This window comes from Tenacibaculum sp. SSH1-16, assembly GCF_040104435.1.
Lineage (GTDB): Bacteria > Bacteroidota > Bacteroidia > Flavobacteriales > Flavobacteriaceae > Polaribacter > Polaribacter mesophilus.
Genome location: NZ_JBECOV010000020.1, coordinates 17,389 through 42,518 on the forward strand (window position 1 = coordinate 17,389; position 25,130 = coordinate 42,518).

At 33.2% G+C, this 25,130-nt stretch carries 21 protein-coding genes; 8 read left to right on the top strand and 13 right to left on the bottom strand.

What is annotated here, in order from left to right:
- The first annotated feature begins 66 nt into the window (after positions 1-66).
- On the top strand, positions 67-972 hold the full coding sequence (glpQ, locus tag ABMY20_RS15910) for a glycerophosphodiester phosphodiesterase (RefSeq protein WP_349265801.1): 906 nt from the start codon (positions 67-69) through the stop codon (positions 970-972).
- Here glpQ and ABMY20_RS15915 read toward each other — a convergent pair.
- Both ABMY20_RS15915 and aspS read right to left on the bottom strand, forming a co-directional pair.
- On the bottom strand, positions 962-2,734 hold the full coding sequence (locus ABMY20_RS15915; RefSeq protein ID WP_047788208.1) for a chloride channel protein: 1,773 nt from the start codon (positions 2,732-2,734) through the stop codon (positions 962-964). The genes glpQ and ABMY20_RS15915 overlap by 11 nt on opposite strands.
- Before the next feature lie 192 nt (positions 2,735-2,926).
- Positions 2,927-4,681, bottom strand: coding sequence for an aspartate--tRNA ligase (gene aspS / locus ABMY20_RS15920; protein ID WP_047788209.1), 1,755 nt, complete (start codon positions 4,679-4,681; stop codon positions 2,927-2,929).
- Positions 4,682-4,863: 182 nt separating this feature from the next.
- On the opposite strand from aspS, the gene ABMY20_RS15925 reads away from it, so the two are divergent.
- On the top strand, positions 4,864-5,208 hold the full coding sequence (locus tag ABMY20_RS15925; RefSeq protein ID WP_167712516.1) for a HopJ type III effector protein: 345 nt from the start codon (positions 4,864-4,866) through the stop codon (positions 5,206-5,208).
- Here ABMY20_RS15925 and ABMY20_RS15930 read toward each other — a convergent pair.
- The 3 genes from ABMY20_RS15930 to pheS all read right to left on the bottom strand — a co-directional run bounded on the left by ABMY20_RS15930 (position 5,198) and on the right by pheS (position 8,145).
- On the bottom strand, positions 5,198-6,568 hold the full coding sequence (locus ABMY20_RS15930; RefSeq protein WP_073182466.1) for an alanine/glycine:cation symporter family protein: 1,371 nt from the start codon (positions 6,566-6,568) through the stop codon (positions 5,198-5,200). The two genes, ABMY20_RS15925 and ABMY20_RS15930, sit on opposite strands and share 11 nt — an antisense overlap.
- A gap of 89 nt (positions 6,569-6,657) precedes the next feature.
- Positions 6,658-7,053, bottom strand: coding sequence for a hypothetical protein (locus ABMY20_RS15935; protein ID WP_073182467.1), 396 nt, complete (start codon positions 7,051-7,053; stop codon positions 6,658-6,660).
- A 72-nt stretch (positions 7,054-7,125) separates the two neighbouring features.
- A complete protein-coding gene (gene pheS / locus ABMY20_RS15940) occupies positions 7,126-8,145 on the bottom strand; it encodes a phenylalanine--tRNA ligase subunit alpha (RefSeq protein ID WP_073182468.1) in 1,020 nt (339 codons plus the stop codon).
- Positions 8,146-8,336: 191 nt separating this feature from the next.
- Here pheS and gdhA point away from each other — a divergent pair, with 191 nt between their 5' ends.
- Complete coding sequence (gene gdhA, locus ABMY20_RS15945) at positions 8,337-9,680, top strand: NADP-specific glutamate dehydrogenase (protein WP_047788213.1); 1,344 nt, start codon at positions 8,337-8,339, stop codon at positions 9,678-9,680.
- Between the two features lie 77 nt (positions 9,681-9,757).
- Here the strand turns inward: gdhA and ABMY20_RS15950 are convergent, their stop codons facing one another.
- Positions 9,758-10,090 (bottom strand): hypothetical protein, encoded by a 333-nt coding sequence (locus ABMY20_RS15950; RefSeq protein WP_125064411.1) that lies wholly within the window; start codon positions 10,088-10,090, stop codon positions 9,758-9,760.
- Between the two features lie 335 nt (positions 10,091-10,425).
- Here ABMY20_RS15950 and ABMY20_RS15955 point away from each other — a divergent pair, with 335 nt between their 5' ends.
- Complete coding sequence (locus ABMY20_RS15955; protein WP_173359276.1) at positions 10,426-11,385, top strand: endonuclease/exonuclease/phosphatase family protein; 960 nt, start codon at positions 10,426-10,428, stop codon at positions 11,383-11,385.
- Positions 11,386-11,434: 49 nt separating this feature from the next.
- Here ABMY20_RS15955 and glmS read toward each other — a convergent pair whose 3' ends face one another.
- Genes glmS through ABMY20_RS15970 form a run of 3 tightly spaced genes read right to left on the bottom strand, consistent with a single transcriptional unit; the run spans position 11,435 to position 15,668 of the window.
- A complete protein-coding gene (gene glmS / locus ABMY20_RS15960) occupies positions 11,435-13,291 on the bottom strand; it encodes a glutamine--fructose-6-phosphate transaminase (isomerizing) (RefSeq protein WP_349265802.1) in 1,857 nt (618 codons plus the stop codon).
- Positions 13,292-13,296: 5 nt separating this feature from the next.
- A complete protein-coding gene (locus ABMY20_RS15965; protein WP_349265803.1) occupies positions 13,297-14,853 on the bottom strand; it encodes a DUF4270 family protein in 1,557 nt (518 codons plus the stop codon).
- Entirely contained in the window at positions 14,853-15,668 is an 816-nt protein-coding gene (locus ABMY20_RS15970) for a glycogen/starch synthase (protein WP_253679168.1), read from the bottom strand. Before ABMY20_RS15970 ends, ABMY20_RS15965 begins: the two co-directional genes overlap by 1 nt.
- 96 nt (positions 15,669-15,764) lie before the next feature.
- On the opposite strand from ABMY20_RS15970, the gene panC reads away from it, so the two are divergent.
- The 4 genes from panC (at position 15,765) to radA (ending at position 19,401) form a co-directional block, all read left to right on the top strand.
- The gene (gene panC, locus ABMY20_RS15975; RefSeq protein ID WP_253679166.1) at positions 15,765-16,613 is read left to right on the top strand and encodes a pantoate--beta-alanine ligase; all 849 of its coding nucleotides are present in this window, start codon (positions 15,765-15,767) and stop codon (positions 16,611-16,613) included.
- Between the two features lie 88 nt (positions 16,614-16,701).
- Entirely contained in the window at positions 16,702-17,052 is a 351-nt protein-coding gene (gene panD, locus ABMY20_RS15980; RefSeq protein WP_028891458.1) for an aspartate 1-decarboxylase, read from the top strand.
- A gap of 1 nt (position 17,053) precedes the next feature.
- Positions 17,054-18,004 (top strand): lysylphosphatidylglycerol synthase transmembrane domain-containing protein, encoded by a 951-nt coding sequence (locus ABMY20_RS15985; protein WP_231128361.1) that lies wholly within the window; start codon positions 17,054-17,056, stop codon positions 18,002-18,004.
- A 35-nt stretch (positions 18,005-18,039) separates the two neighbouring features.
- Positions 18,040-19,401, top strand: a complete 1,362-nt coding sequence (radA, locus tag ABMY20_RS15990; protein ID WP_047788221.1) for a DNA repair protein RadA — start codon at positions 18,040-18,042, stop codon at positions 19,399-19,401.
- Between the two features lie 154 nt (positions 19,402-19,555).
- Here the strand turns inward: radA and ABMY20_RS15995 are convergent, their stop codons facing one another.
- The 4 genes from ABMY20_RS15995 to ABMY20_RS16010 form a co-directional block, all read right to left on the bottom strand.
- The gene (locus ABMY20_RS15995) at positions 19,556-21,742 is read right to left on the bottom strand and encodes a transglycosylase domain-containing protein (RefSeq protein WP_349265804.1); all 2,187 of its coding nucleotides are present in this window, start codon (positions 21,740-21,742) and stop codon (positions 19,556-19,558) included.
- Positions 21,743-21,830: 88 nt separating this feature from the next.
- Positions 21,831-22,865 (bottom strand): S66 peptidase family protein, encoded by a 1,035-nt coding sequence (locus tag ABMY20_RS16000; RefSeq protein WP_349265805.1) that lies wholly within the window; start codon positions 22,863-22,865, stop codon positions 21,831-21,833.
- A 127-nt stretch (positions 22,866-22,992) separates the two neighbouring features.
- A complete protein-coding gene (gene arsM / locus ABMY20_RS16005) occupies positions 22,993-23,961 on the bottom strand; it encodes an arsenosugar biosynthesis arsenite methyltransferase ArsM (RefSeq protein WP_073182475.1) in 969 nt (322 codons plus the stop codon).
- 211 nt (positions 23,962-24,172) lie between these two features.
- Positions 24,173-24,991 (bottom strand): purine-nucleoside phosphorylase, encoded by an 819-nt coding sequence (locus tag ABMY20_RS16010; RefSeq protein ID WP_349265806.1) that lies wholly within the window; start codon positions 24,989-24,991, stop codon positions 24,173-24,175.
- Positions 24,992-25,130: the final 139 nt, after the last annotated feature.

A 25,130-nucleotide genomic window follows, 5' to 3' on the forward strand; every position in this document is an offset into this window, starting at 1 on the left:
CAAATTTATGCGCTGTTTTTCTTGATATTTTTCTTCGGATGCAAGCCAGAAACTAAACTGACCAATATGAAAGAGAAAGTTGTAATCGCTCATCGAGGAGCCTCAGGATACTTACCAGAACACACGATGGAAGCCAAAGCCATGGCATACGCAATGAATCCTGATTATATAGAACAAGATTTAGTATTGAGTAAAGATAACATCCCAATTGTAATTCATGATATTTATTTGGATGATGTTACTGATGTTGCTGAAAAATATCCAGAAAAAAAACGAGAAGATGAACGTTTTTATGTAATTGATTTTACGTTTGGAGAATTACAAAAACTAAATGTAACAGAACGTTTTAATCCGAAAACAGGAGAACAAGTGTACCCGAATCGATTTCCGAAGGGGAGAGGCAACTTTAAATTACACTCTTTACAAGAGGAAATAGAGCTAATTCAAGGACTAAATGCTTCCACAGGAAAAAATATCGGAATTTATCCAGAAATTAAAAACCCAGCATTTCATCATAAAAATGGAAAAGATATTGCTAAAATTTCGTTGGATATCCTTTCAAGCTATGGCTACAAAACAACGAACGATAAATGTATGTTTCAATGTTTTGATGCGAAAGAATTGGAAAGAGTTCGAAAAGAATTGAAGTCCGAATTATTCTTAGTACAATTAATTGAGTTCCCTGAAGAAACCAAAGAATTAACACATTTTGCATCGTATGCAGACGGGTTGGGGCCTTGGTACAAGCAAATTTTAGATAAAAAAGTAGGAGAGAAGTGGCAGTTTACAACACTAGTTAAAGATGCTCACAAATTAGGACTACAAGTACATTCATATACTTTTAGAGCAGATCAACTGGGTGAATTTTCTTCTTTTGAAGAAATGATGCAAGTACTGTTTTTTGAAGCAAATGTTGATGGCGGTTTTACCGATTTTCCAGATAAAATGGTTCAGTTTTTAGCTACACAGTAACCTCTAACAATTTTTTTCTATATACTGAAAGTAGTTTTGATTTAGAAATAAAACCAATGTACACTCTGTTTTTTACCACGGGTAAATTCCATGCGCCACTTTCTTTAAATTTTTGCATGACTTTTTCAGTGGTGTCATTATAAAAAATAATTGCCGGAGCAATTTTCATAATATCTCTTACCTTCGTAGTTTCATATAATTCTTGATTAAACATCATAGGGCGGATATCATCTAATAAAACAATCCCCATAAACTTATCTTCATTATCAACCACAGGAAAAATATTACGTTTTGATTTGGCAACTGCTTTTTTTAGCATATCTCCAAGACTCATTTCAGGATGAATTTTCACAAAGTTTTTTTCAATAATTTGACTCGTTTTCATCATCATCATCACATTTTTATCTTTGTTATGCGTAATTAACTCGCCACGTTCTGCTAGTTCAATTGTGTAAATAGAATTTGATACAAAATACTTGGTAATAGCATAGGAAACAGCAGAAACAAGCATTAATGGAACAAATAAATCATAACCTCCAGTTATTTCAGCAATTAAAAAAATAGCCGTTAAAGGTGCGTGTAAAACACCAGCCATTAAGCCCGTCATACCAATCAATGTGAAGTTAGTTTCTGAGACATCAAACCCGAATTGATTGATAATTTTAGCAGTAACATTTCCCAAAGCACTTCCCATAACAAGTGTAGGAATAAAAATACCACCAACTCCGCCAGCAGCAAAAGTAGTAGTCATGGCAATTACTTTAAAAACACCAATAATTAACAGAAAAATAATAACCATCCAAACATTATTAAAATCAATGTTGTAATGAATATTCTTAAGAGCGGCACTGGCATTTTCAGACAATAAATTGTTGATAATTCCATAACCTTCACCAAATAAAGGAGGAATTAAAAACAGCATTATACCAATTGCAATTCCACCAAATACTAATCGTTTAAAAGGAGTGTATTTTTTGAAAAAATTAATAATTCTAAAATAGATTTTAGAAAAATATACAGAAGAAAACCCTGTAAAAATAGCCAAGGCTATGTAAAAGATAAGATCGTTAATTTCAAAAGCATCTTGTAGTTGTACACTAAATAATACATCTTTTCCTAAAAAGAAATAAGAAGTAATCACCGCTGAAACCGATGCTAATAATAAAGGAACTAAAGATGCAAAAGCAAGATCCAAACTAAAAATTTCCACTGCAAAAATGATAGCAGCAATAGGAGCTTTGAACATTGAAGACATCGCACCAGCGGTAGCACAACCAATTAGCAGCATACGAGTTCTCATATTCATATGAAAAAGCTGAGCAACACCAGAGCCTAAGGCAGCACCAGTACTTACAGCAGGGCCTTGTAGCCCTACAGAACCTCCAAAACCTACAGTTATAGGAGCGGTAATTAATGAAGCATAAATTTTATAACGTTCAATAATTCCATTCTTTTTAGAAATAGATTGTAAAGTAGTAGAAATACCATGATCAATATCTTTTTTAATTAGATATTTTTTAATGTAATACACTAAAAATAACCCGATGATAGGAAAAATAAAGTATAATGAATGATGATAATCTTTAATAAGTCCATCTTCTAAAATACGATGGAAGTAAAAAGTAAGATTCTTAAGAATTAAGGTACCAATACCCGCTAAAAACCCTACTAAAATGCTTAAAACATATACAAACTGTCGTTCAGAGATATGTTTGTATCTCCAAATTAATATTTTTTTATAAGCTTCTTTAGATGTAGGCATTGTGTTCTAGATGCTTAGTTAATTTTTGAAAAGCTAAATATGAATAATTAAAGATATAATTTATTAAGAAATGTTGTAGGTTTTTATAAAAAAGAAAAATCCCATTCTAATTCTAGAACGGGATTTTTTATTGGTTATTACGAAGTAAATTGTATTCGATGTGGTAACCCTCTTGTTTTGTAACAAGGTAGACTACCCTTTAATATCTAGTTTAATGCTCAATTCTTGTAATTGCTCATCGTCTATAGTTGCAGGAGCATCAATCATTACATCGCGTCCTGAATTGTTTTTAGGGAAAGCAATAAAATCACGAATGGTTTCTTGACCTCCTAAAATAGCTACCAAACGATCTAAACCGAAAGCTAAACCTCCGTGAGGTGGTGCTCCGTATTCAAAAGCATCCATTAAGAATCCAAACTGAGCTTTTGCCTCTTCTTCGGTAAATCCTAAATGCTTAAACATGATAGCTTGTGTTTCTTTATCATGAATTCTAATAGAACCTCCACCAATTTCGTTTCCGTTTAACACTAAATCGTAAGCGTTTGCTTTTACAGCTCCTGGATCAGTATCTAATAATGCTAACTGACCTGGTTTTGGAGAAGTAAATGGGTGGTGCATTGCGTGGTAGTGACCTGTTTCTTCATCTAACTCTAATAATGGGAAATCGATTACCCATAACGGAGCAAACTCGTTTGGTTTACGCAAACCTAAACGTTCTGCTAGTTCCATACGTAACGCACTTAATTGCGCGCGAACTTTGTTAGTATTTCCTGAAAGGATACAGATTAAATCTCCAGCCTTCGCTCCTGTAGCTTCAGCCCATTTAGCTAAATCTTCTTGGTCGTAGAACTTGTCTACCGATGATTTAAAGCTTCCATCTTCGTTACATTTCACATATACCATTCCTAAAGCTCCTACTTGCGGACGCTTTACCCAATCGATTAATTTATCAATTTCTTTACGAGTGTATGAAGCTCCTCCTGGTACAGCAATTCCTACTACTAATTCTGCTGAATTAAATACTTTGAAATCTTTGTGCTGTGCTACTTCGTTTAACTCACCAAACTCCATTCCGAAACGAATATCTGGCTTGTCGTTACCATATTTACGCATGGCTTCATCAAACGTAATTCTTGGGAATTTGTCTACTTCAACTCCGTTGATTTCTTTTAATAAATGACGCGTCATTCCTTCAAAAATCTCTAAAATATCTTCTTGCTCAACAAACGCCATTTCGCAGTCTATCTGTGTAAACTCTGGTTGACGGTCGGCACGTAAATCTTCATCTCTAAAACACTTTACAATTTGGAAGTATTTATCCATACCACCTACCATTAACAACTGTTTAAAGGTTTGTGGTGATTGTGGTAAGGCATAAAACTGACCAGCATTCATACGAGAAGGTACTAAGAAATCTCGTGCTCCTTCTGGAGTGGATTTGATTAAATATGGAGTTTCCACATCAATAAATCCTTTGTCAGATAAATATTTACGAACTTCCATCGATACTTTATGACGGAAAACTAAGCTGTTTTTAACTGGGTTACGACGAATATCTAAATAACGATATTTCATACGTAAATCTTCACCTCCATCCGTTTCATCTTCTATTGTAAAAGGTGGTAATTTAGCTTCGTTTAAAATTTCTAAACTAGATACTAAAACCTCTACATCACCTGTTGGAATATTTGCGTTTTTAGATTGACGCTCAATAACTTTTCCAGTAACTTGTACTACAAACTCACGCCCTAAAGTTTTTGCCTTCTCCATTAAGTCTTTAGAAGTGCGTTCCTCGTCGAAGATTAACTGTGTAATTCCGTAACGGTCACGTAAATCTACCCAAATCATAAAACCCTTATCACGTGATTTTTGTACCCATCCAGAAAGGGTAACTTCAGTATTAATGTGCGATGCTCTTAACTCACCACAAGTATGCGTTCTGTACATTTTTAAAAATTTTATTCTCGCATAGCGAGATTTCTTACAAATTTGTCATTCCGAACTTGTTTCGGAATCTAGAAATTTTTGCTGTGCAAATTTAACTATAAATGTTAGTTTGTAAAAAATTACCACGACTTAGTTTTTATGACTTTAAATCATTTGTTTTGCAGTATAAAAACCTTTTTCAAATGACATTAGACGTATTTAAACAAACCATACAAAATACACCAAAAAAAGTTGAGTTTTCTGACACTATTTCGGTAATTGAAAGTCTGTATAGTTTCACTCCTACTGCCTTTAAAAATGGAAGTTTATACAACGAAGCTGAAAAAAATCAAGGTTCGTGTAAAGTATTTTCGTTTGCTATACAGCAGGGATTTAGTAAAAAGGAAACCTTAGCGTGTTTTGGAAAGTATTATTTTGAAGATGTTTTAAATAATCCAGAAGGAACAGATCATCAAAATATTAGAAACTTTATAAAAACAGGTTTTGAAGGCTTACTTTTTGAAGGAGAGCCCTTGGCTAAACATTAAAAGCTCCTCTTTTTAACTTCTGAAAATACTTAGCAGCTTCTCTCTTTACTTTTGGCGCTAAAATTAGTGTTGAAAGCACAGTAGGAATTGCCATTAAAGCATAAGCACTGTCAATTAGGTTAATAACAAAGTCTAATTTTATAATAGAAGCAATTACAATAGTAATGATGTAAATATAATTGTATGATTTTCCAATCTTGGTGTTAGTTAAAAAGCTTAAACAACTCAATCCATAAAAAGAGTAGGTGAACAGTGTTGAGAAAGCAAATATTAATACACAAATGGTTAAAATAATACTTCCAATCTTGTAAGGAAGTACCGCATCAAATGCAGCCAGTGTCATAGAAATTCCATTACCTTCAAAGTTTTCCCAAACTCCTGAGGCTAAAATGGCTAATGCAGTTAAAGAACAAACTAACAAGGTGTCAATAGCAGGCCCCAGCATAGCGACTAATCCTTCACGGATTGGTTCTTTGGTTTTTGCAGTCCCATGCATCATAGGTGCAGTACCTAAGCCAGCTTCGTTAGAAAAAGCAGCACGTTTTACTCCAGTGATTATCAAAACCCCTAAAGCACCACCTAAAACAGATTTTCCTGAAAAAGCATCCTCAAAAATTAAAGAAAAAATAGATGGAACTTGTTCTAATCGCAAAAATAAAATGGTTAAAACAGTAAGTAAATAAATAACAACCATTATGGGAACTAATTTTCCTGCAACACTACCAATTCGTTTAATTCCACCAAAAATAACCATGGCCACTATAATAGCAGTAGAAATACCTAATAGTAATTTAGCTGTAAAATGGCTAGATTCTTGTATTTGAAAAACATCTACTAAGGTTTGTGTTAGTTGGTTGGCCTGAAATGCAGGTAGTGTACCTATCAATCCAGCTGCTGAGAAGAATAGTGCTAAAGGTTTCCATTTTTTTCCTAAACCCTCAGTAATTACATACATAGGACCTCCTTTTACGTTTCCGTTTTCATCTTTTCCGCGATACATTACTGATAAGCTACAGGTGAAAAATTTGGTAGCCATACCTACAAAAGCACTAATCCACATCCAAAAAATAGCACCCGGACCACCTGTTGCAATAGCAATGGCAACACCACTAATATTTCCCATTCCTACCGTAGCTGCAATAGCAGATGATAAGGCTTCGTAATGTGATAAATCTCCAGGAGAGTCTACTTTGTCATATTTTCCTCTTAAAATAGCAATAGCATGACCAATGTACCTGAACGGAATTAACCCTGAATAGATAAAAAGGTATAATCCACCACCAATTAATAAAATTAGTAAGGGAATTCCCCATACCCAAGAAGAAAATTGAGCAATTGAGTCTTGAATGTTTAAAAACATGAAATAGGATTTTTACGAAAGTACTAAAAAGTGATAGTAAAAAAAGAACGATAGCTGTGATTTAACAACTATCGTTCTTTTGTGAATTTTTATTTACAAACAATTCCTTTTTTTCCTAAGAATTCAATGTCTCTTAAAAAGCCTTTTTGAATGGTTTCTGCTTGAAAAATAAAAGTTTTATCATGTAGTCTGTTGTCTTCAAAAAATGTTACCTGAAAACGGTTGTCTAAATCGAACAATTCAGGTTGCATTAATTCAAACTTTTGATAACTATTTGCAGGAAGAGTATCTATTTTTCTTCTGAAAATAGAAGTAGTTTTAGTATCTGAAAATCCTTGTGAAACAATTACGACCATTTCTAAATCAACATCTTTTCTGTTTAGAATGTATACATTCCAATCCTCTTTACCATCAATTTCATTAGTTTCTAAAACTACTGCGATTTCTACACCTGTTACTTTAGGGATTTCAATATCTTTTCTCATTGAAAACTTTTTAAAATGGAAAGACGAAAGTTTAACGCTTTCGTCTTTTATTTTTTGAATTTATCTTTAAAATTAAATTACAGATTTAAACTGTTCTAAGAAACGTTTGTCATTTTCATAGAACATACGAATATCTGGAATTTGGTATAATAACATTGCAATACGTTCAATACCCATTCCGAAAGCATAACCACTATATTTTGTAGGGTCGATATTACAGTTCTTTAAAACATTAGGATCTACCATACCGCATCCCATAATTTCTAACCAACCAGTTCCCTTGGTAATTCTGTAATCGGTTTCAGTTTCTAATCCCCAGTAAATGTCTACTTCTGCACTTGGCTCAGTAAATGGGAAGTACGACGGACGTAAACGTATTTTAGATTTACCAAACATTTCTTTGGTAAAGTATAATAAGGTTTGTTTTAAATCGGCAAAAGAAACGTCAGTATCTATATATAACCCTTCTACTTGGTGGAAAATACAGTGTGCACGTGCTGAAATATCTTCGTTTCTAAATACACGTCCTGGAGAAATTGTACGAATTGGAGGTTCGTTGTTTTCCATATAACGCACCTGAACTGATGAGGTATGTGTTCTTAGTAATGTGTCAGGATTCTTTTCAATAAAGAAAGTATCTTGCATATCACGTGCCGGGTGATATTCTGGTAAATTCAAAGCAGTAAAGTTGTGCCAATCATCTTCAATTTCTGGTCCTTCAGAAACAGTAAAACCAATACGGTTAAATACTTCTATAATTTGATTCTTTACTAAAGAAATCGGGTGTCGAGAACCTAAGTTGATTGGTTCAGATGGACGCGTTAAATCACCATAAACACCTTTTTCCTCAACAGCATTCTCAATAGCCTCTTTTAAAGAATTTACTTTATCTTCAGCTGAAGTTTTAAGTAAATTTATGGTTTGCCCAAATTCTTTCTTTTGGTCGTTAGGTACATTTTTAAATTCAGTAAATAAATCTTTTAAAATTCCTTTACTTCCTAAATATTTAATTCTAAATGTTTCAATTTCTTCTTTTGAAGTGGTATTAAAAGCTTTTACCTCTTCAATCAATTCTTTTACCTTGTCTAACATAATCTTTCCAAAAGTTAAGGTGCAAATTTACGTTTTTTTGTCTAAAAAAAAGGACTTTTAATAGGGTTTGCATAAACACCAATAAAATAAGGGAAATAAACGGTAAAATAGAAATTAACGAATAGTAAAATAATTATATTTGCATAGTAAAATTGTTAATATTATAAAATAACAGAACAACAACTAAGTTTATGGAATCTAACATACAAGCATTTATGGATTACGTAAAAGAACGTAATGCATACGAACCAGAGTTTTTGCAAGCTGTACATGAAGTAGCAGAAACAGTAATTCCGTTTATAGAAAATAATCCAAAATATCAGGGTAAGAAATTACTAGAGCGTATGGTTGAACCTGAACGTACTATTATGTTTAGAGTGCCTTGGGTTGATGATAACGGAGAAACTCAAGTAAACAGAGGATATAGAGTTGAGTTTAACTCAGCAATTGGTCCTTATAAAGGAGGGTTACGTTTTCATCCTTCAGTAAACTTATCAATCTTAAAATTTTTAGGATTTGAGCAAGTTTTCAAAAACTCATTAACAACCTTACCAATGGGTGGTGGTAAAGGAGGATCTGACTTTAACCCTAAAGGAAAGTCTGACCGTGAAGTAATGGCTTTTTGTCAATCATTTATGACAGAGTTAGCACGTCATATTGGTCCTGATACTGATGTTCCTGCTGGAGATATTGGTGTTGGAGGTCGTGAAATTGGTTACATGTTTGGTCAATACAAGCGTTTACGTAACGAATTTACCGGAGTATTAACTGGTAAAGGAGCTTCTTGGGGAGGTTCATTAATCCGTCCTGAAGCTACAGGTTATGGTGATGTTTACTTTGCAGAAAACATGTTAAAAACCAAAGGAGATTCTTTCGAGGGTAAAACTGTAGTTGTTTCTGGTTCTGGTAACGTAGCGCAATATGCTACTGAAAAAGCAACTCAATTAGGAGCTAAAGTGGTTACTTTATCTGATTCATCAGGTTATATCTATGATGAAGATGGTATTGATGCTGAAAAATTAGCTTTTGTACAAGAGTTAAAGAATGTAAAACGTGGAAGAATCCATGAATACGTAGAAAAATACCCATCAGCAAAATTCTTCAAAGGTGAAAGACCTTGGGGAACTAAGTGTGATGTGGCTTTGCCATGTGCAACTCAAAATGAGTTAAATGGAGATGAAGCAAAAGTATTAGTTGATAATGGATGTATTTGTGTTGCAGAAGGAGCAAACATGCCATCTACTCCAGAAGCTATTGAAGTATTCCAAAATGCAAAAATCTTATTTGCACCAGGAAAAGCTTCAAACGCAGGAGGTGTAGCAACATCTGGTTTAGAGATGTCTCAAAACTCTTTACGTTTATCTTGGACTCGTGAAGAAGTAGATAGTAAGTTACATTCTATTATGAATAATATTCACGAAGCTTGTGTAAAATATGGTACACAAGAAGGTGGGTATGTTGATTATGTAAAAGGAGCAAATATTGCTGGTTTTGTTAAGGTTGCTGATGCAATGTTGGATCAAGGAGCGGTATAATTTTATAGATAATAACATTAAAGCCTCATAGAAATATTTCTATGAGGCTTTTTTATTAGGGGATAATCGGGAAGTAATTACTTACTACTACTTTTCTGTATAGTTAAAGGCATTTTATAAATATGGTTTTTTAACTTAAATTCATTATTTATAAACTTATAATTTAATCTGCTTTTTACATAGTGACAAACTTGTTCAGTATCACAATTAACATTCAAAATAACTATTTCTCCGTTTTTGTTTATTAAAAATTCTACGGTAGTTTTTACTTCTTTATCTAGAACAAAGTTAGGGTTACCTAATAGTTCAACGATTTTTGTTCTAATTTTCTCTTTTGCAGGATTTTCGTTTGTTGAAAAAACTGAAGTACTCATTAGAGTGACGAACATTAATACAAATAACTTTTTCATTTTTTAGAGTTTTAGGGTTTGTTTTAAGTTTGTTTGTTAAAATTTAACACTGTAAAAGTATTGTAAATGAGGCTTTTAATTGGATGTTGGTAATTAATAAAATATTGTTTTAAAGTAAAATAAATAAGCGCTTTATAACTGTTTTACAAATAATTAATATTGAATATATTTCTTTTTTTAAGTTTCTTTTTTGATGAATTTTAAACAGTTTAGTGATTTTTATTAAAATATATAAGATTGTTTTTTAAAATTTATCGAATACCTAAATACTTAAGGTTAGCTTTATGTTATAAAGCTTGCTTGATTTTTGTATTTTCGAATGATAATTTTTTTAAATGACAGCAAATAAGAGAAAAAATAGATATACGATTGCTTTTTATAATGTTGAAAATTTATTCGATACTGTAGATAATCCAAATACTTTTGATGATGATTTTACACCAAATGGTAAACTAAGATGGAATAGAAAAAAGTATGGTCATAAACTTAGAAAAATAACATCTGTTATTAGTCAGTTAGGAAATAACCAATCAGCATATCCACCCGTTATTATTGGATTGGTTGAGGTTGAAAATGCCATTGTTGTAAACAATTTAGTAAAGCACAAAAACCTGTCAAGATTTAATTATGATTATGTTCATTACGATTCACCAGACGAAAGAGGTATTGATGTTGCTTTGATGTATAACAAAGATTTTTTTAAGGTTATATTTTCAGAAACGCATTCACTTTTATTAAACGATGAAGAAGGTGGGGTAGATTATACGCGTGATTTATTAGTGGTTAAAGGGATGCTTAATGATGAAATAGTATACGTTTTAGTTAACCATTGGCCTTCACGTAGAGAAGGGGTGTCAGAAACTGAAAATAACAGGATAAAAGCAGCCCAATTGACTCGAAGTGTTATGGATAAGATTAAAGAAGAAGAAAGTACTGCAAAGTTTATTATTATGGGAGATTTTAATGATAACCCCGTAAATAAAAGTGTTGAAGAGTATTTGATGTCAGATGATTTGTATAACCCAATGAAGCCTTTATATAAAAGAGGTAAAGGAACAACCACTCATTTCAAAGAATGGCATTTATTTGATCAGATTATGTTTTCTAGAGATTTTTTTGATGAGAAAAAAAGTAAGTACACATTTTTAGATGCAAAAATTTATAATAGGGATTGGTTAAAAATATTCAATGGGAAATATGAAGGAAGTCCGTTTAGAACTTTTATAGGGCCTTTTTATAAGGGCGGGTTTTCAGATCATTTTCCTGTTTATATTACTCTAGAAAAAGATAGATAAAAAATCCTGAGAAAACTCTCAGGATTTGTATTTTGAATAAAATCAATTGTTACTCTACAGTAACCGATTTTGCTAAGTTTCTTGGTTGGTCAACATTTTTATCCAACATTACTGCTATATGGTATGAAAGTAATTGGAGTGGTATTGTAGTTAATAAAGGAGAAAAAGCTTCTTCTGTATCTGGTATTTCAATTACATGGTCAGCTATTTCCTTAACTGTTTCATCACCTTCCGTAACAATTGCTACTATTTTACCGCTACGAGACTTAATTTCTTGAATATTACTTACTACTTTTTCGTAATGTCCTCTACTTGTTGCAATGACAAAAACAGGCATGTTTTCATCAATTAAGGCAATCGGCCCGTGTTTCATTTCAGCAGCAGGATACCCTTCAGCATGAATGTAAGAGATTTCTTTTAGTTTTAAAGCCCCTTCTAAAGCAACAGGAAAGTTAAACCCTCTACCTAAATATAAACAGTTTTTAGCATCTTTATATACGGTTGCTATTTCTTTAACTTGGGAATCAATTTTCAATAAACTCTCTACCTGAGTAGGAATTTGTTGCATCGTTTGTAAATAAGTATTTACTGCAGATGTTGATAAAGTTCCTTTAGCTTGTGCTAGTTTTAAAGCAATTAGAGAAAGTACTATTATCTGTGTTGTGAACGCTTTAGTTGAAGCTACTCCAATTTCTGGACCAGCATGCGTATAAGCACCAGCATGTGTTTCCCTAGCAATTGAAGAACCTACTACGTTACAAATACCAAAAACAAAAGCTCCTTTAGATTTAGCAAGTTTAATAGCAGCTAAAGTATCAGCTGTTTCACCAGACTGAGAAATGGCAATTACTACATCTTTTGGGGTAATAATAGGATTACGATATCTAAACTCTGAGGCATATTCAACTTCAACAGGAATACGTACCATATCTTCAAAAAGGTATTCTCCAACCAATCCTGCATGCCAGGAAGTACCACAAGCTACAACGATAATTCTGTCTGCATTTAAGAATTTAGACATATTATCATCAACACCAGCCATTCGTATAATTCCCTCATTGGCTAGCATTCTTCCTCTATAAGTATCTATAATAGCTTTAGGTTGTTCATATATTTCTTTCAACATAAAGTGATCATAACCACCTTTTTCTATCTGTTCAAGACTTAATTGTAGTTTTTGAATATTCGCATCAATTTCTTTATCACTCTCAATTTTACGAACTTTAATCCCTTTATCCTTTTTTATAATAGCTAATTCACCATCTTCAAGGTAAATAGCATCTTTTGTATATTCAATAAAAGGAGAAGCATCAGAAGCTACGAAAAACTCTTCGTTGTTTTTTCCAACCCCAATAGCAATAGGGCTACCTAATCGAGCTACGACTAATTCATTAGGTTTTGTTTTGTCAAAAACAGCAATTGCATAAGCTCCAATTACATTGGTTAAAGCTAATTGAACAGCTTTTCCTAATTTACATTCCTCGCTTTTTTTTATTTCTTCAATAAGGTTTACTAAAACCTCAGTATCGGTATCACTTTTAAATTCATAGCCTCTAGAAAGCAATTCTTTTTTAATGGTATCATAATTTTCTATAATTCCATTATGAACAATTACAAGATTTCCAGATTGAGAAAAATGAGGATGAGAATTTACATGATTAGGAACGCCATGTGTTGCCCAACGAGTATGTCCTATGCCTATTTTTCCATTTTTTCTTTTTTCTTCTTTGTTTGTAATTATTTCTAAATCAGAAACTTTTCCTTTGGTTTTTGATAAGTGCATTGTTTCACCATCATACATCATGATTCCCGCACTATCATAACCTCTATATTCCAAACGTTTTAATCCATTAATTACAATTGGATAAGCTTCTCTATGTCCAATATATCCAGTAATTCCACACATACAACTTACTTTTCTTTTGAATATGATATTTTTAAAACAGCTCTTTTAGTTCCGTTAGTAGTCTCATTACCATCTAATAATGTTACAGCCCTTGGGTTCCAGTTATAGGATTTAACAGAGGTTGTTAAAACATTATTAACTACAGGGGCATCTGTAGGATTGTATACTTTTAAAACTAAAGGATCAGTAGTTGTGTTTTCTTCTCCCGATAATAGTTTGGAAATGTAATCGGTAATTCTAAAAGTATATTTTTCAGGGTTATCATCGTCAGTTTTCTTTAAAGACCCCCCAAAAGAAGCAGCGTCAACATAAGCATCTGTTAACTGAGTTGGTGAAATGCCGCCTGTCTCGTTTTTCTTATTTTGATATAAGAATAATTGCTGAGGAATAACATTGGCATCATTGTTAATTGTTTGATTTATATAAAAAGTAAGTGAGGCATCGTTGATTAGCCAGTTATTACTTTTTAACTCTTGAACTTTTGTATCGTCTAAAATTTCAACTTTTGCCATACTTCCTGCTGTTCCTTGAATAACAAAGTTGTTAGTGGGAGCAGGATTTGCAGCAGGAGTCATTTTATAAATACTGTTTCTTACTCCTGCAAGGGGGAAGGAATATTCTTTTTGTATAGTGTCTTTTACTGTAGTTCCATCTACTACTGATTTAGTGTAGTAAAAATCTACTGAAGGAGTCGGAGAAGCTGCGAGATTCAGAGGGACTAAAGAACCATCGTTTCCAGTAGCCATAATTTTTAAACCCCTGAAGTAATTATCAAAAGCCTCTTTTGAAGCAAATTCTCCATTTTCAAATTTATCCCAGAATAAAGTTTTCATTTTTGCTAAATCTAAAGGAATTGCTAAAAATGGAACTTTAAGCTTTTGTGAGTTTTCTGCTTTAACGGTGTATTTATAAGTGGTTGTGTTTGTTAATGAAGAAGACCTGTCAATTCTATCAAAAATGAATGTAGTGTCTGTAGCTTTAGGTTTCATTTCATAAACTCCATCTTCATTTAAAATAGTATTACCTAAGTATTCACTATCAGAAAAAAAAGTGTTTCTTTTAGAAGGGTCACTTGGGTTTAGTGTATTTAAATAGGTTTCATTTTGAAATACTTGTATAGAAGTAGCAATATTTGGGTTACCTAATACCGAATCTAATTTAAAAGTAGTAATACCATTTGTAGTACCCTTAGATGTTGCTTGGTACGGAATTTTTAAAATTACTTTATCTAAATTAAATATGGTATCACCATCGGTAACATTTTCTTTGTTTTTTAAACCAGATAAATAACCAAGTTGAGAAATGATTGATGCTTCAATTTTTTCAGCATTAGGATTGTTATACACTCCTAGCCAATAATCACTAATAGTAGCGTTAATATTATCAGCTTGTACATTTTTTGTGTCTATTGGAGTTATTTTAACATCCAATAGAATTTCTCCTGTTTCAAACTTGTCATTATTAATAACATTTGTCCCAACTTCACTAAAGTCTTTTTCACAAGATGTAATAGTTGCTAAACATAGCAAGCTAATACCAAGTACACCAATTTTTCTAATCATTATTCGCTTAATTCTAAAACGTTCTCTTTATAAAATTCTAAATATGCTTCAGTTAAGGTTTCTTCCGATTGAAAATCTAAAACTTTTACATTATTGTTATTAATATAGGTTTCAACTTCTTCCGGTAAAACTTCACTGCCTTTTATGATAGCATCTGAGTTTTCAATAGCACTTTTCAAAATGTTTAAATGACTCGGTGTTTCGATAGTTGCTACCTTTGATTCCTCAATCTTATCAAAACGAACTTTATTAGCCATTTCTTTATTTAAATCTTCAATGTCGCTATTGTAAAGCGAAGTTACAATCTTACTTTCTGCAAACAAAGGTTCTTCTTTATAATATTCTCTTAAATATAGAGGTAATAAAGATGCCATCCATCCATGAACATGAATAATATCAGGAGCCCAGTTTAATTTTTTAACGGTTTCAACTACACCTTTAGCGAAGAAAATCATACGCTCATCGTTATCTTCAAAAAGCTTATCGTCTTCGTCAGAATAAACTGCTTTACGCTTAAAATATTCATCATTGTCAATAAAGTATACTTGCATTCTTTCTTTAGGAATGGATGCAACCTTAATTATTAAAGGCATATCCATGTCGTTAATAATTAGGTTCATACCCGATAGACGAATAACTTCGTGTAACTGATGCCTTCGCTCATTAATCACCCCAAATCGAGGCATGAAAATACGGGTTTGAATTCCTTTAGAATGTGCATTTTTAGCAACGTTAAATGCGGTAGACGATAATTCTGTTTCTGGTAAATATGGTGTTACCTCTGATGAAACATATAAAATTCTCTTATCCTTCATTAAATCGGTCTCTTTTATTGAAGGTGCAAAAATACGAAAATTAATGCAAAAATCGTGTTAAATTGCTAATTTTGCATGCATTTCAATTAAATAACAATGAAAATTTTCACAAGAAAATCTGAAATAAAAGAGTTTTTATCATCTCAAAAAAAGGATAAAAAATCAATCGGGTTTGTTCCAACTATGGGGGCTCTTCATCAAGGGCATTTATCGCTTATTAGAAGAGCAAAAAAGAAGAATGATATTGCAGTAGTTAGTATTTTTGTAAATCCTACACAGTTTGATAATAAAGAAGATTTAGATAAATATCCCAAGACTTATGAAAGTGATGTGGAGTTGTTAACGTCTGCTAATTGTGATGTGTTGTTCTTTCCTTCAGTAGAAGAAATATATGCCGAAAATATTACATCAGAAAAGTTTGATTTTGATGGGCTAGAACATCAAATGGAAGGGAGGTTTAGAGATGGTCATTTTGATGGTGTTGGAACAATAGTAAAAACGTTATTTGAAATAGTAGAACCAGATACTGCTTATTTTGGTAAGAAAGATTTTCAGCAATTGCAAATTATTAAAAAGTTAGTAGAAAAATATAACTTACCAGTAAAAATTAAAGGAAGACCAATTTTTAGAGAAGATGATGGGTTGGCTATGAGTTCTCGAAATACGAGATTAACAAAAGAATACCGTGAAGCTGCACCATTTATTTATAAAACATTAAAAAAAGCAAAAAAGAAATTTGGAGTAAAAGATCCAAAAGAGTTAACAAAATGGGTGAAAAAACAATTTAAAAATCATCCGTTACTTGAATTAGAATATTTTACCATTGCAGATGAAAAAACATTGCAAACGGTAACAGAGACTAAAGAAAATATGAAGTATCGTGCGTTTATAGCTGTTTTTGCTGGAGACATTCGCTTGATAGATAATATTCGTTTAAAGAGTTAATGTTTGAGCTTAAGAATGAGCTTTGTAATAATGTTAAAATCATCAAAAAACAATCTAGTATTCATTAAAAAACAATTATTTTTGCAGCATGTTAGTACAAGTAGTAAAATCTAAAATACACCGTGTTAAAGTAACCAACGCGGATTTAAATTATATAGGAAGTATCACCATTGATGAAGATTTAATGGATGCTGCTGGAATTATTGAAGGAGAACGTGTACAGATTGTGAATAACAATAATGGAGAGCGTTTAGAAACCTATGCAATTCCAGGACCAAGAAAGAGTGGTGAAATTACTTTGAATGGAGCTGCAGCTCGTAGGGTTCAAAAAGGAGATGTACTTATCTTAATTGTATATGCTTTTATGGAGTTAGAAGAAGCCAAAAAGTTTAAACCACAATTAGTATTTCCTAACGAAGAAAACAACTTGCTAGAATAGTTTGAGTATATCAGTAAAGAAAATCACAAAAATACTATTACCTCTCATTTTGGGAGGTTTTTTAGTTTGGTATTCATTGTCAAAAATTTCAATTGAAACCTTAGTACAATATTTTAAAGATGCTAATTACGGATGGATAGCTTTAGGACTGTTTTTTGGGGTGTTAAGTCACTTATCTCGTGCTTATCGTTGGAAGTTCTTATTGGAGCCTATGGGGTATAAACCAGATTTTGGCAATAGTACTATGGCGGTTTTAGTAGCGTATTTAGTAAACTATGCAGTCCCAAGAGCAGGAGAAGTGTCTCGTGCAGCTGTAATGACTAATTATGAAAACATTCCGTTTGAAAAAGGTTTTGGTACTATCGTTGCCGAACGAATGGCAGATTTACTAATGATGTTGAGTATTATAGTAATTACACTTTTTGTACAATTTGATTTTATTTATGAATTACTGACTAAAAATTTTGATCCAATTAAAATAGGAGTTCTTATTGGTGGCTTGGTTTTAGTGTTTATGATTTTTACAAGGTTTGTAAAAAAAGCGCAATCAGGAATTGGACTAAAAATCAAAAATTTTGTAGCAGGATTAATTGAGGGAGTAACCAGTATTTTGAAAATGCAACATAAATGGGCATTCATATTTCATACCGTATTTATTTGGGTAATGTATGTGTTAATGTTTTGGGCAACCATTCCAGCAATTGATGGATTACAGGTTCCGTTAGGAGGTGTTTTAATCGGGTTTATCGCTGGTGGATTTGCGATTGCGGCGACTAATGGAGGGATAGGATTGTATCCTGTTGCCGTAGCTGGAGCTTTGGCTTTATTTGGAATTGCTGAAGAACCTGCAACAGCCTTTGGTTGGATTATGTGGACAGCTCAAACGGCTATGATTATTGTCTTTGGAGGGTTAGCATTTTTGTTCTTACCCATCTATAATAAAAACAAATAGTTTTCTTTTCTTTGTAAGTAAATCTTACAAATCGAATGGCAAAAACCAAAACAACTTTTTTCTGTCAAAACTGTGGCGCGCAACACGCGCAATGGGTAGGGCAATGTGGCTCATGTAAAGAATGGAACACTATTGTTGAAGAAGTGATTCAAAAAGAAGAAAAAAGAAGTTGGAAATCGCCATCAAACACACAAAAAAGAATAGCGAAACCTTTACGAGTTGAAGATATTCAATTGAATCCAGAAGAGCGTTTTGGCACTAAAAACCAAGAATTAGACACTGTTTTAGGTGGCGGATTGGTGAAAGGAGCGGTAGTGTTATTAGGTGGAGAGCCAGGAATTGGTAAATCAACTCTGTTGTTACAAATTGCTTTACAAATTCCGCAAAAAGTATTGTATGTGTCTGGAGAAGAAAGTCAGTCGCAGATTAAAATGCGTGCTGAACGTATCGAAGGAAAAAATCCTAACTGTTTAATTCTTACCGAAACGAATACCCAACAGATTTTTAAAAATATTGAAGAAGTTCAGCCAGATGTGTTGGTAATAGACTCTATCCAAACTTTACATACGGATACAATTGAAGCGTCACCAGGAAGTATTTCCCAAATACGAGAAACTTCCGCAGAATTGATAAAATTTGCGAAGGAAACGGCAACTCCAGTATTGTTAATTGGACATATCAACAAAGAAGGACATATCGCAGGCCCTAAGATTTTAGAACACATGGTAGATGTGGTATTACAATTTGAAGGAGACCGAAATCATACCTACCGAATTTTACGCTCACAAAAAAACCGTTTTGGTTCTACTGCTGAATTAGGAATCTACGAAATGCTATCAGATGGGTTGCGAGAAGTTTCTAATCCTTCAGAAATCTTAATTTCAAAAAAAGATGCCGATTTAAGTGGAACTGCGATTGCATCCACTTTAGAAGGTATTCGTCCGTTAATGATAGAAATTCAAGCGCTTGTTTCAACAGCGGTTTATGGAACACCACAAAGAACCACCACAGGTTACAACCTAAAACGCTTGCATATGATTTTAGCAGTGTTAGAAAAACGTGCGGGATTTAAATTAGGAGCTAAAGATGTGTTTTTAAATGTAACAGGAGGAATTCATGTAGACGATCCTGCGATAGATTTAGCGGTAGTGGCAGCGATTTTATCGTCAAATCAAGATTTAGCGATCAATCCTGATGTGTGTTTTGCAGCTGAAGTTGGTTTAGCAGGTGAAATTCGTCCTGTTTCTAAAATAGATCAGCGTATTACCGAAGCTGAAAAGTTAGGATATAAAACCTTTGTAACCTCAAAATACAACAAGATTACGAGCAAAAACCATTCTATAAAACTGATTTTAGTAAGTAAGATTGAAGAGGCTTTTGCTACCTTGTTTGCTTAAATTAATGTAAATGTGAGTTAGCTTGTTAAAGTGTCACGTCGAGTGATTCCGATATTGTATCGGAATTGTATCGAGACGTCATTAGTTGGTTCTCGATACATCTTCCTTCGGTCGATACTCGAACTGACAGCATTTTTGTATTGTTTGCATTAAATTATTCTCCCTTTTTCTTTCCAAAAAGTCTGTTGAAAAATCCTTTAATTCCTTTTTCTCTGTAAGGAGGGCAGTCTATTGACGAAGAAATCTCTTCAGGAATACCAAAAGAGGTTAAGTATCTTTCCTTTAGTTCGGGTGTGTTTTCTATTTCCTTAAGAATGTTGGCTACAATAGGCAGTGCTAAAGAAGAACCAGAACCATTTCCGCTAGTAAAATGTACATCGTTTTTAGAGGTCCCAACCCAGGTTCCGAGAACAATATTCGGTGTATACGCCATAAACCAAGCGTTGGTATAGTTTTGAGCGGTACCTGTTTTACTGGCTAACGGACTTTTAATTTTATACCTATTTCTTATGCTAGCTCCTGTTCCTTGCTCTACAGCTTGTTGTAAAATAGTAGTTAACGTTTGTGTACTTTCTTCTGTAAATACTCTTTCTGCCTTTTGCTTTTCACTTTCGTAAATGATATTTCCTTCTTTATCGGTAATCTTGCTAATCATATATAAGTCATTCATTTCACCATTATTGGCAAAGGCACCGTAAGCTCTTGTGGCTTCAAAAAGCGATAAATCTAGTGTGCCTAAAGCAATAGAAGGAGCGTCGTCAGTAACTTCTGGGAATAGTAACTTTTCACAAGCATTAATCAACCACTCTTTTTCTAGTTTAAAGTATAGGTTTACACTAGGGATGTTCATAGATTTTATCAACGCATACCACATGGCAACTTTTTTATCGGGAGTTGAGCTATGGTCGGCATTTTTCGGTTTCCAATTATCGTATTCAGGATAGGTTTTTTCCTCGTTTTCAAAATAATCACACGAAGAAATTCCATTTTCTAGCGCTGTAGCGTATAAAAATGGTTTGAAGGCAGAGGCTATTTGACGGTGTGATAGGACCATATCAAAAGGAAGTGTGTTAAAGTTATTTCCACCCACCCAACTAATCACTGCTCCGTTTTTTGGATTCGTAATCAAAATAGAAGCATTTAGCATTTTATCATAATACCAAAGGCTATCAATTTTATTACCAGTAATGGTTTTTGTGCTATCCCAATCAAAGAGTTGAATAGTTCTATTTTGTTTGTCGTCTTCTGTAAACTGCTGCTTTTTTAACCATTTGTTTTTTAGTCTGTTTGAAGCTAATTCTTTGTCTAACTGTTGTTGCTTGATGATGAGTTGTTCCTTAGCAGATTTTTCTGCAATTTTTTGAATGTCGTAATTCAGTGTTGTATGAATTTTTAATCCGTCGGTTTCTAAATTATAAGAAGTATTGGTGCTGTCATTTATTTTTTTTACAATTTCTACTGCTTTTTTCTTTACTTGATAGGTAAAATAACCAGCGGTGGCATTTACATCAAGGTTTTTGTAGTTAAGTGTAATAGGTAGTTTTTGTAAACTATCAGCAACTTTATTACTTAAATAGGCTTCGTTATTCATTAACTGAAGAACTGTATTACGGCGCTTTTTAGCATTTTCTGGATTCAATCTTGGATTGTAATAGGTGTTGGCTTTTAACATTCCTACCAATACCGCAGATTCCTCAATGTGTAATTCACTAACTGATTTGTTAAAAAATCGATTAGCAGCCGATTCTACCCCAAAATTGTTTTCTCCAAAAGGAACCGAGTTTAAATACAATAACAAGATCTCATCTTTGCTGTACAGTTTCTCCATACGACTGGCAATGATGAGCTCCTTGATTTTGTTGATAGGCATGCTTAAAAAACCATGATATTGCCTTCCGTAAAGGTTTTTAATTAACTGTTGTGTAATAGTACTACCGCCACCACCTGAGGCGTCTTGTAGTAAAATACTTCTAAAGAAAACGCGTGCATAACTTTGACCATCGTAGCCATTATGGGAATAGAATCGCTTATCTTCAGTAGCTATTAAAGCTTCTTTTAGGTGATTTGGAATTTGTTCTAGTCGAACATTGGTTCTGTTTTCAGCAAATATTTTACCTATAATTACCTCGTCTGATGAATAAATTAAAGAAGCTTCTTCATTGATGATAGATGTCAATTCTTCTTTATTAGGGAGCTTCCCAAAGACTTCAAAATATACTAACGAAAATAATACTACTACTAAAAGAACTCCAAACAGTATTAATCCTGTAGCGTATTTTAACAAAAGAGTTAATTTCTTATTTCCTTTAAGTTGAAGTTGTATTTCTTTCAATATTTTCATTTGTACAAAATAACGAATTCTAGTTGGTAAAATTGTAAGAGTGTAATATAATGGTTTGGGTTAAGAGAGGTGTGATTAGAGATTGGCTTTAATTTGTTAGAGCGCTTTCAATTATAGAAAAAGTTTTATCTACGGGGTTTATTTCTGCTTTTATTCCGTAGGGAATTGTGAAAGTAGGGCAAGTATGTCCAAAATCCATTTCTGTAATTATTGGTAAATCTGTTAAACCAGCTTCGTCTCTAATTACTTGAATTAATGCTTTCTCATATTCTACTACATATTGATTATTGTAAGGTCTACCAACTATTAATCCTTTAATATTATGTATAATACCAGAAGCAACATAGTTTCTTAAAATCCAAAGAAAATAATGGGGAGGCATCATTGCTTCTGATGTTTCAAAAAACAATATTTTACCTTTCCAATCTGAAGGGCTTACCCATAATTTGGTGTCTTTTAAGGTTTCTAAAACATCAAAACACCCCCCTAATAGTTCTCCCGATACTGTTTTTGTACCTTGTAAAAATTTCCATCCTTTAGGTTTTGTTAATTTTCTTGATATATTTTGGTTTTCTGGATTCTCCCATTCTAATCGTTCAGATGTCCAACCTTCAGTATTAGGGCTAATTTTCCCTATAATTTTATTAGAAAATAAAGTTTGGTTAATGTCATCTATTTGGTATTGATGCATTCCATTATTTTCAGCAAATCCAACAAGTGTTGAAGTTCCATAAAAAGAAGTTACTCCCGCTTTATAAAAACAAAAATGTGTTACAGTAGAATCTGAGAAACCAATAAAAATTTTCGGGTTTTTTCTCATAATATCTAAATCGATAAAAGGTAGCATTCTTATGCTGTCGTCTCCTCCAATGTTAGAAATGATTGCTTTTATAGACTTGTCCTCAAGAGCTTCTATTAAGTCTTCAGCTCTTGCTTTTGGGTTTTCATAAATCCATTTAGCAGGTTTTAACGCATTTCTAGTTTCAACAACTTCTAAATCAAAATTATCTTGTATCTGTTTTTTTCCTATTTGATATCTATTAGGTATTTCTCCAGCACCTCCCCATGATAAAGAAATTGTAGCTACTTTATCTCCTTTTTGTAATTTTTTTGGTTTTATCATGGTTGTTTTTAAAAGTGTTTTTATGGTTGTAAGTTTATAAAAAACTTTATTTTTTGGAGGCGAAGTTAACCTTTTTTGCAATAAAAAACCTCGCTAAAGCGAGGTTCAGAACTAAAGTAGTTTATGTCTAACAACATCCACCACCATCGTAATGATAGGTAGATTCTGAGAAAAATATATCGTCTCTTCCTAACGCTTTTAAAGCTGCGGCTGTTTTATCACAAATCGCTAACGGTTGGTTTTTTAATAATGTGTGTCCTGCTCCGTCATCAAAATAGTCTTCATCTCCAAAGTAAATGGCAGCTTTTCCTGTAAATACACATGGGCCATCAGCAGGCATCGGGTCTTTAATAGCAGCTACTTCAATCGATTCGATATAAATCAATTCATCGGTAGGGTAATTTTTGGGGTCTAAAATTCTGTATGGTTTACGTGCTCTTATTTCAATGGTTCCAAAACCAGCATCCGTCAGCATTTTTACGTATTCCTTAATCGGTAAACTTCCGCTTAAGCATAAGGCACGTAAACGTTCGTCATTACGCAAGGTTTCGTTCATAGGTTGCTCACACGTAGGATCACTCATAACCAAACGTCCGTGAGGTTTTAACACGCGGTACATTTCAGCAATGGCTTTTTTCAGTTCTTCAGCTTTAAAAATGTTAAACAAACAGTTTTGAGCAGCTACATCAATAGAGTTGTCCTCCACAGGTAAGTGTAAAGCATCACCTTTTCGTAAATCGACAAACTCACTTTTAAACCAAGGATTTTGAGCTTCTGCTTCCACAAAATTTTTTCGAGAAGCCTCTAGCATTTCATCTACCACATCAATTCCAATCACTCCGTTTTTCTGACGTGAGAAATAAGAGAATTGTAACAATTCCATTCCGCCACCAACACCTACATATAATATTTTAGGATTGTTGGTTAAATCACGAGCATGTACGGTAGAACCACATCCGTAGTTCATTTCTTGCATGATTTTCGGAATTTTTAATCCTGGTAACTCCCAAATAGGGTTTGTTGTACAGCATAAACCAACATCAGGGGTTAACGCTGCTTCTTTGTATACATTTTTGGTGGTTTCTAAGTAACTCATATTTTTTAAGATTAAAGACCGCTACGCTGTTAGATAAAAGAATAAAGGCTTGTGTTGTTTGTCTAGGTTCTTGATTCTAATAGTCTTGCTTTATAATTTGTTTTGTTATTTCGAGCCTTTCGACTGCCGCTTAAGACATGCTAAAGCGAGAAACCTCAAGGTTGGATGCTACTTCCATTAAAAAGATTCCTTCACTATGTTCGGAATGATGTTATAATTCATTAATTAATTCTTTAAAAAGCGTGATCATTTTAGGTTCTGCTTTTCCTGCAACTTCAATGATTTCGGTAATATTTACAGGGTGTAAATTTTTGGGATCGCATTCATCGGTTAATACCGAAACAGCTGCACACGGAATGTTGAGTTGTTTTGCTACGATAACTTCAGGAACAGTGCTCATTCCTACCGCATCTACTTCTAAAATTTGTAACATTCTATACTCAGCTCTAGTTTCCAATTGCGGACCTACAACACTAGCATATACACCTTCTTTCAGGTCTATGTCGTTAGCTTTGGCAATAGCTTTCATTTTTGTATTCAATTTTTTTGAATACGGTTCAAGCATATCGGCAAAAATATTTCCAAACTCATTAGCTCCTTTAAAGGCTAGGGGAGAACCACCTTGTAAATTCAAATGATCTTCAAGCAACATCAAATCCCCCTTTTTATAAGAAAGGTTGATAGCGCCTGCAGCATTAGAAACTAACAAAGTTCTAATATCTAGTGCGTGCATAGTTCTAATACCGTAGGTCACTTCCCATAGATTATACCCTTCGTACATATGAAAACGACCAGACATCACTACCACTTTTTTACCCGATAAGGTTCCGTAAATTAATTTTCCTGAATGAAATTCTACAGTTGCTTGTGGAAAATGTGGAATGTCAGCATACGGTACTTCTTGTTCAATGGTTATTTCATCGACTAATTTTCCTAATCCTGTTCCTAAAACTATTCCTATTTCTGGGTTGGTAATTCCTTTATGTTGAAGAAATTCTTGTGTTTCTTGTAGTTGTTGTTTTTTTAGCATTTTATATTGTGTTTGTCATTGCTGTAAAGGTTAACTAATTCGTTGACAATTTTGGTTAAAAATATTAGGAGCCACACCATTTAAACTTTGGTGTGGTCTTTCTTGATTATAATAATAAATATATTGTAATATTTCCTCT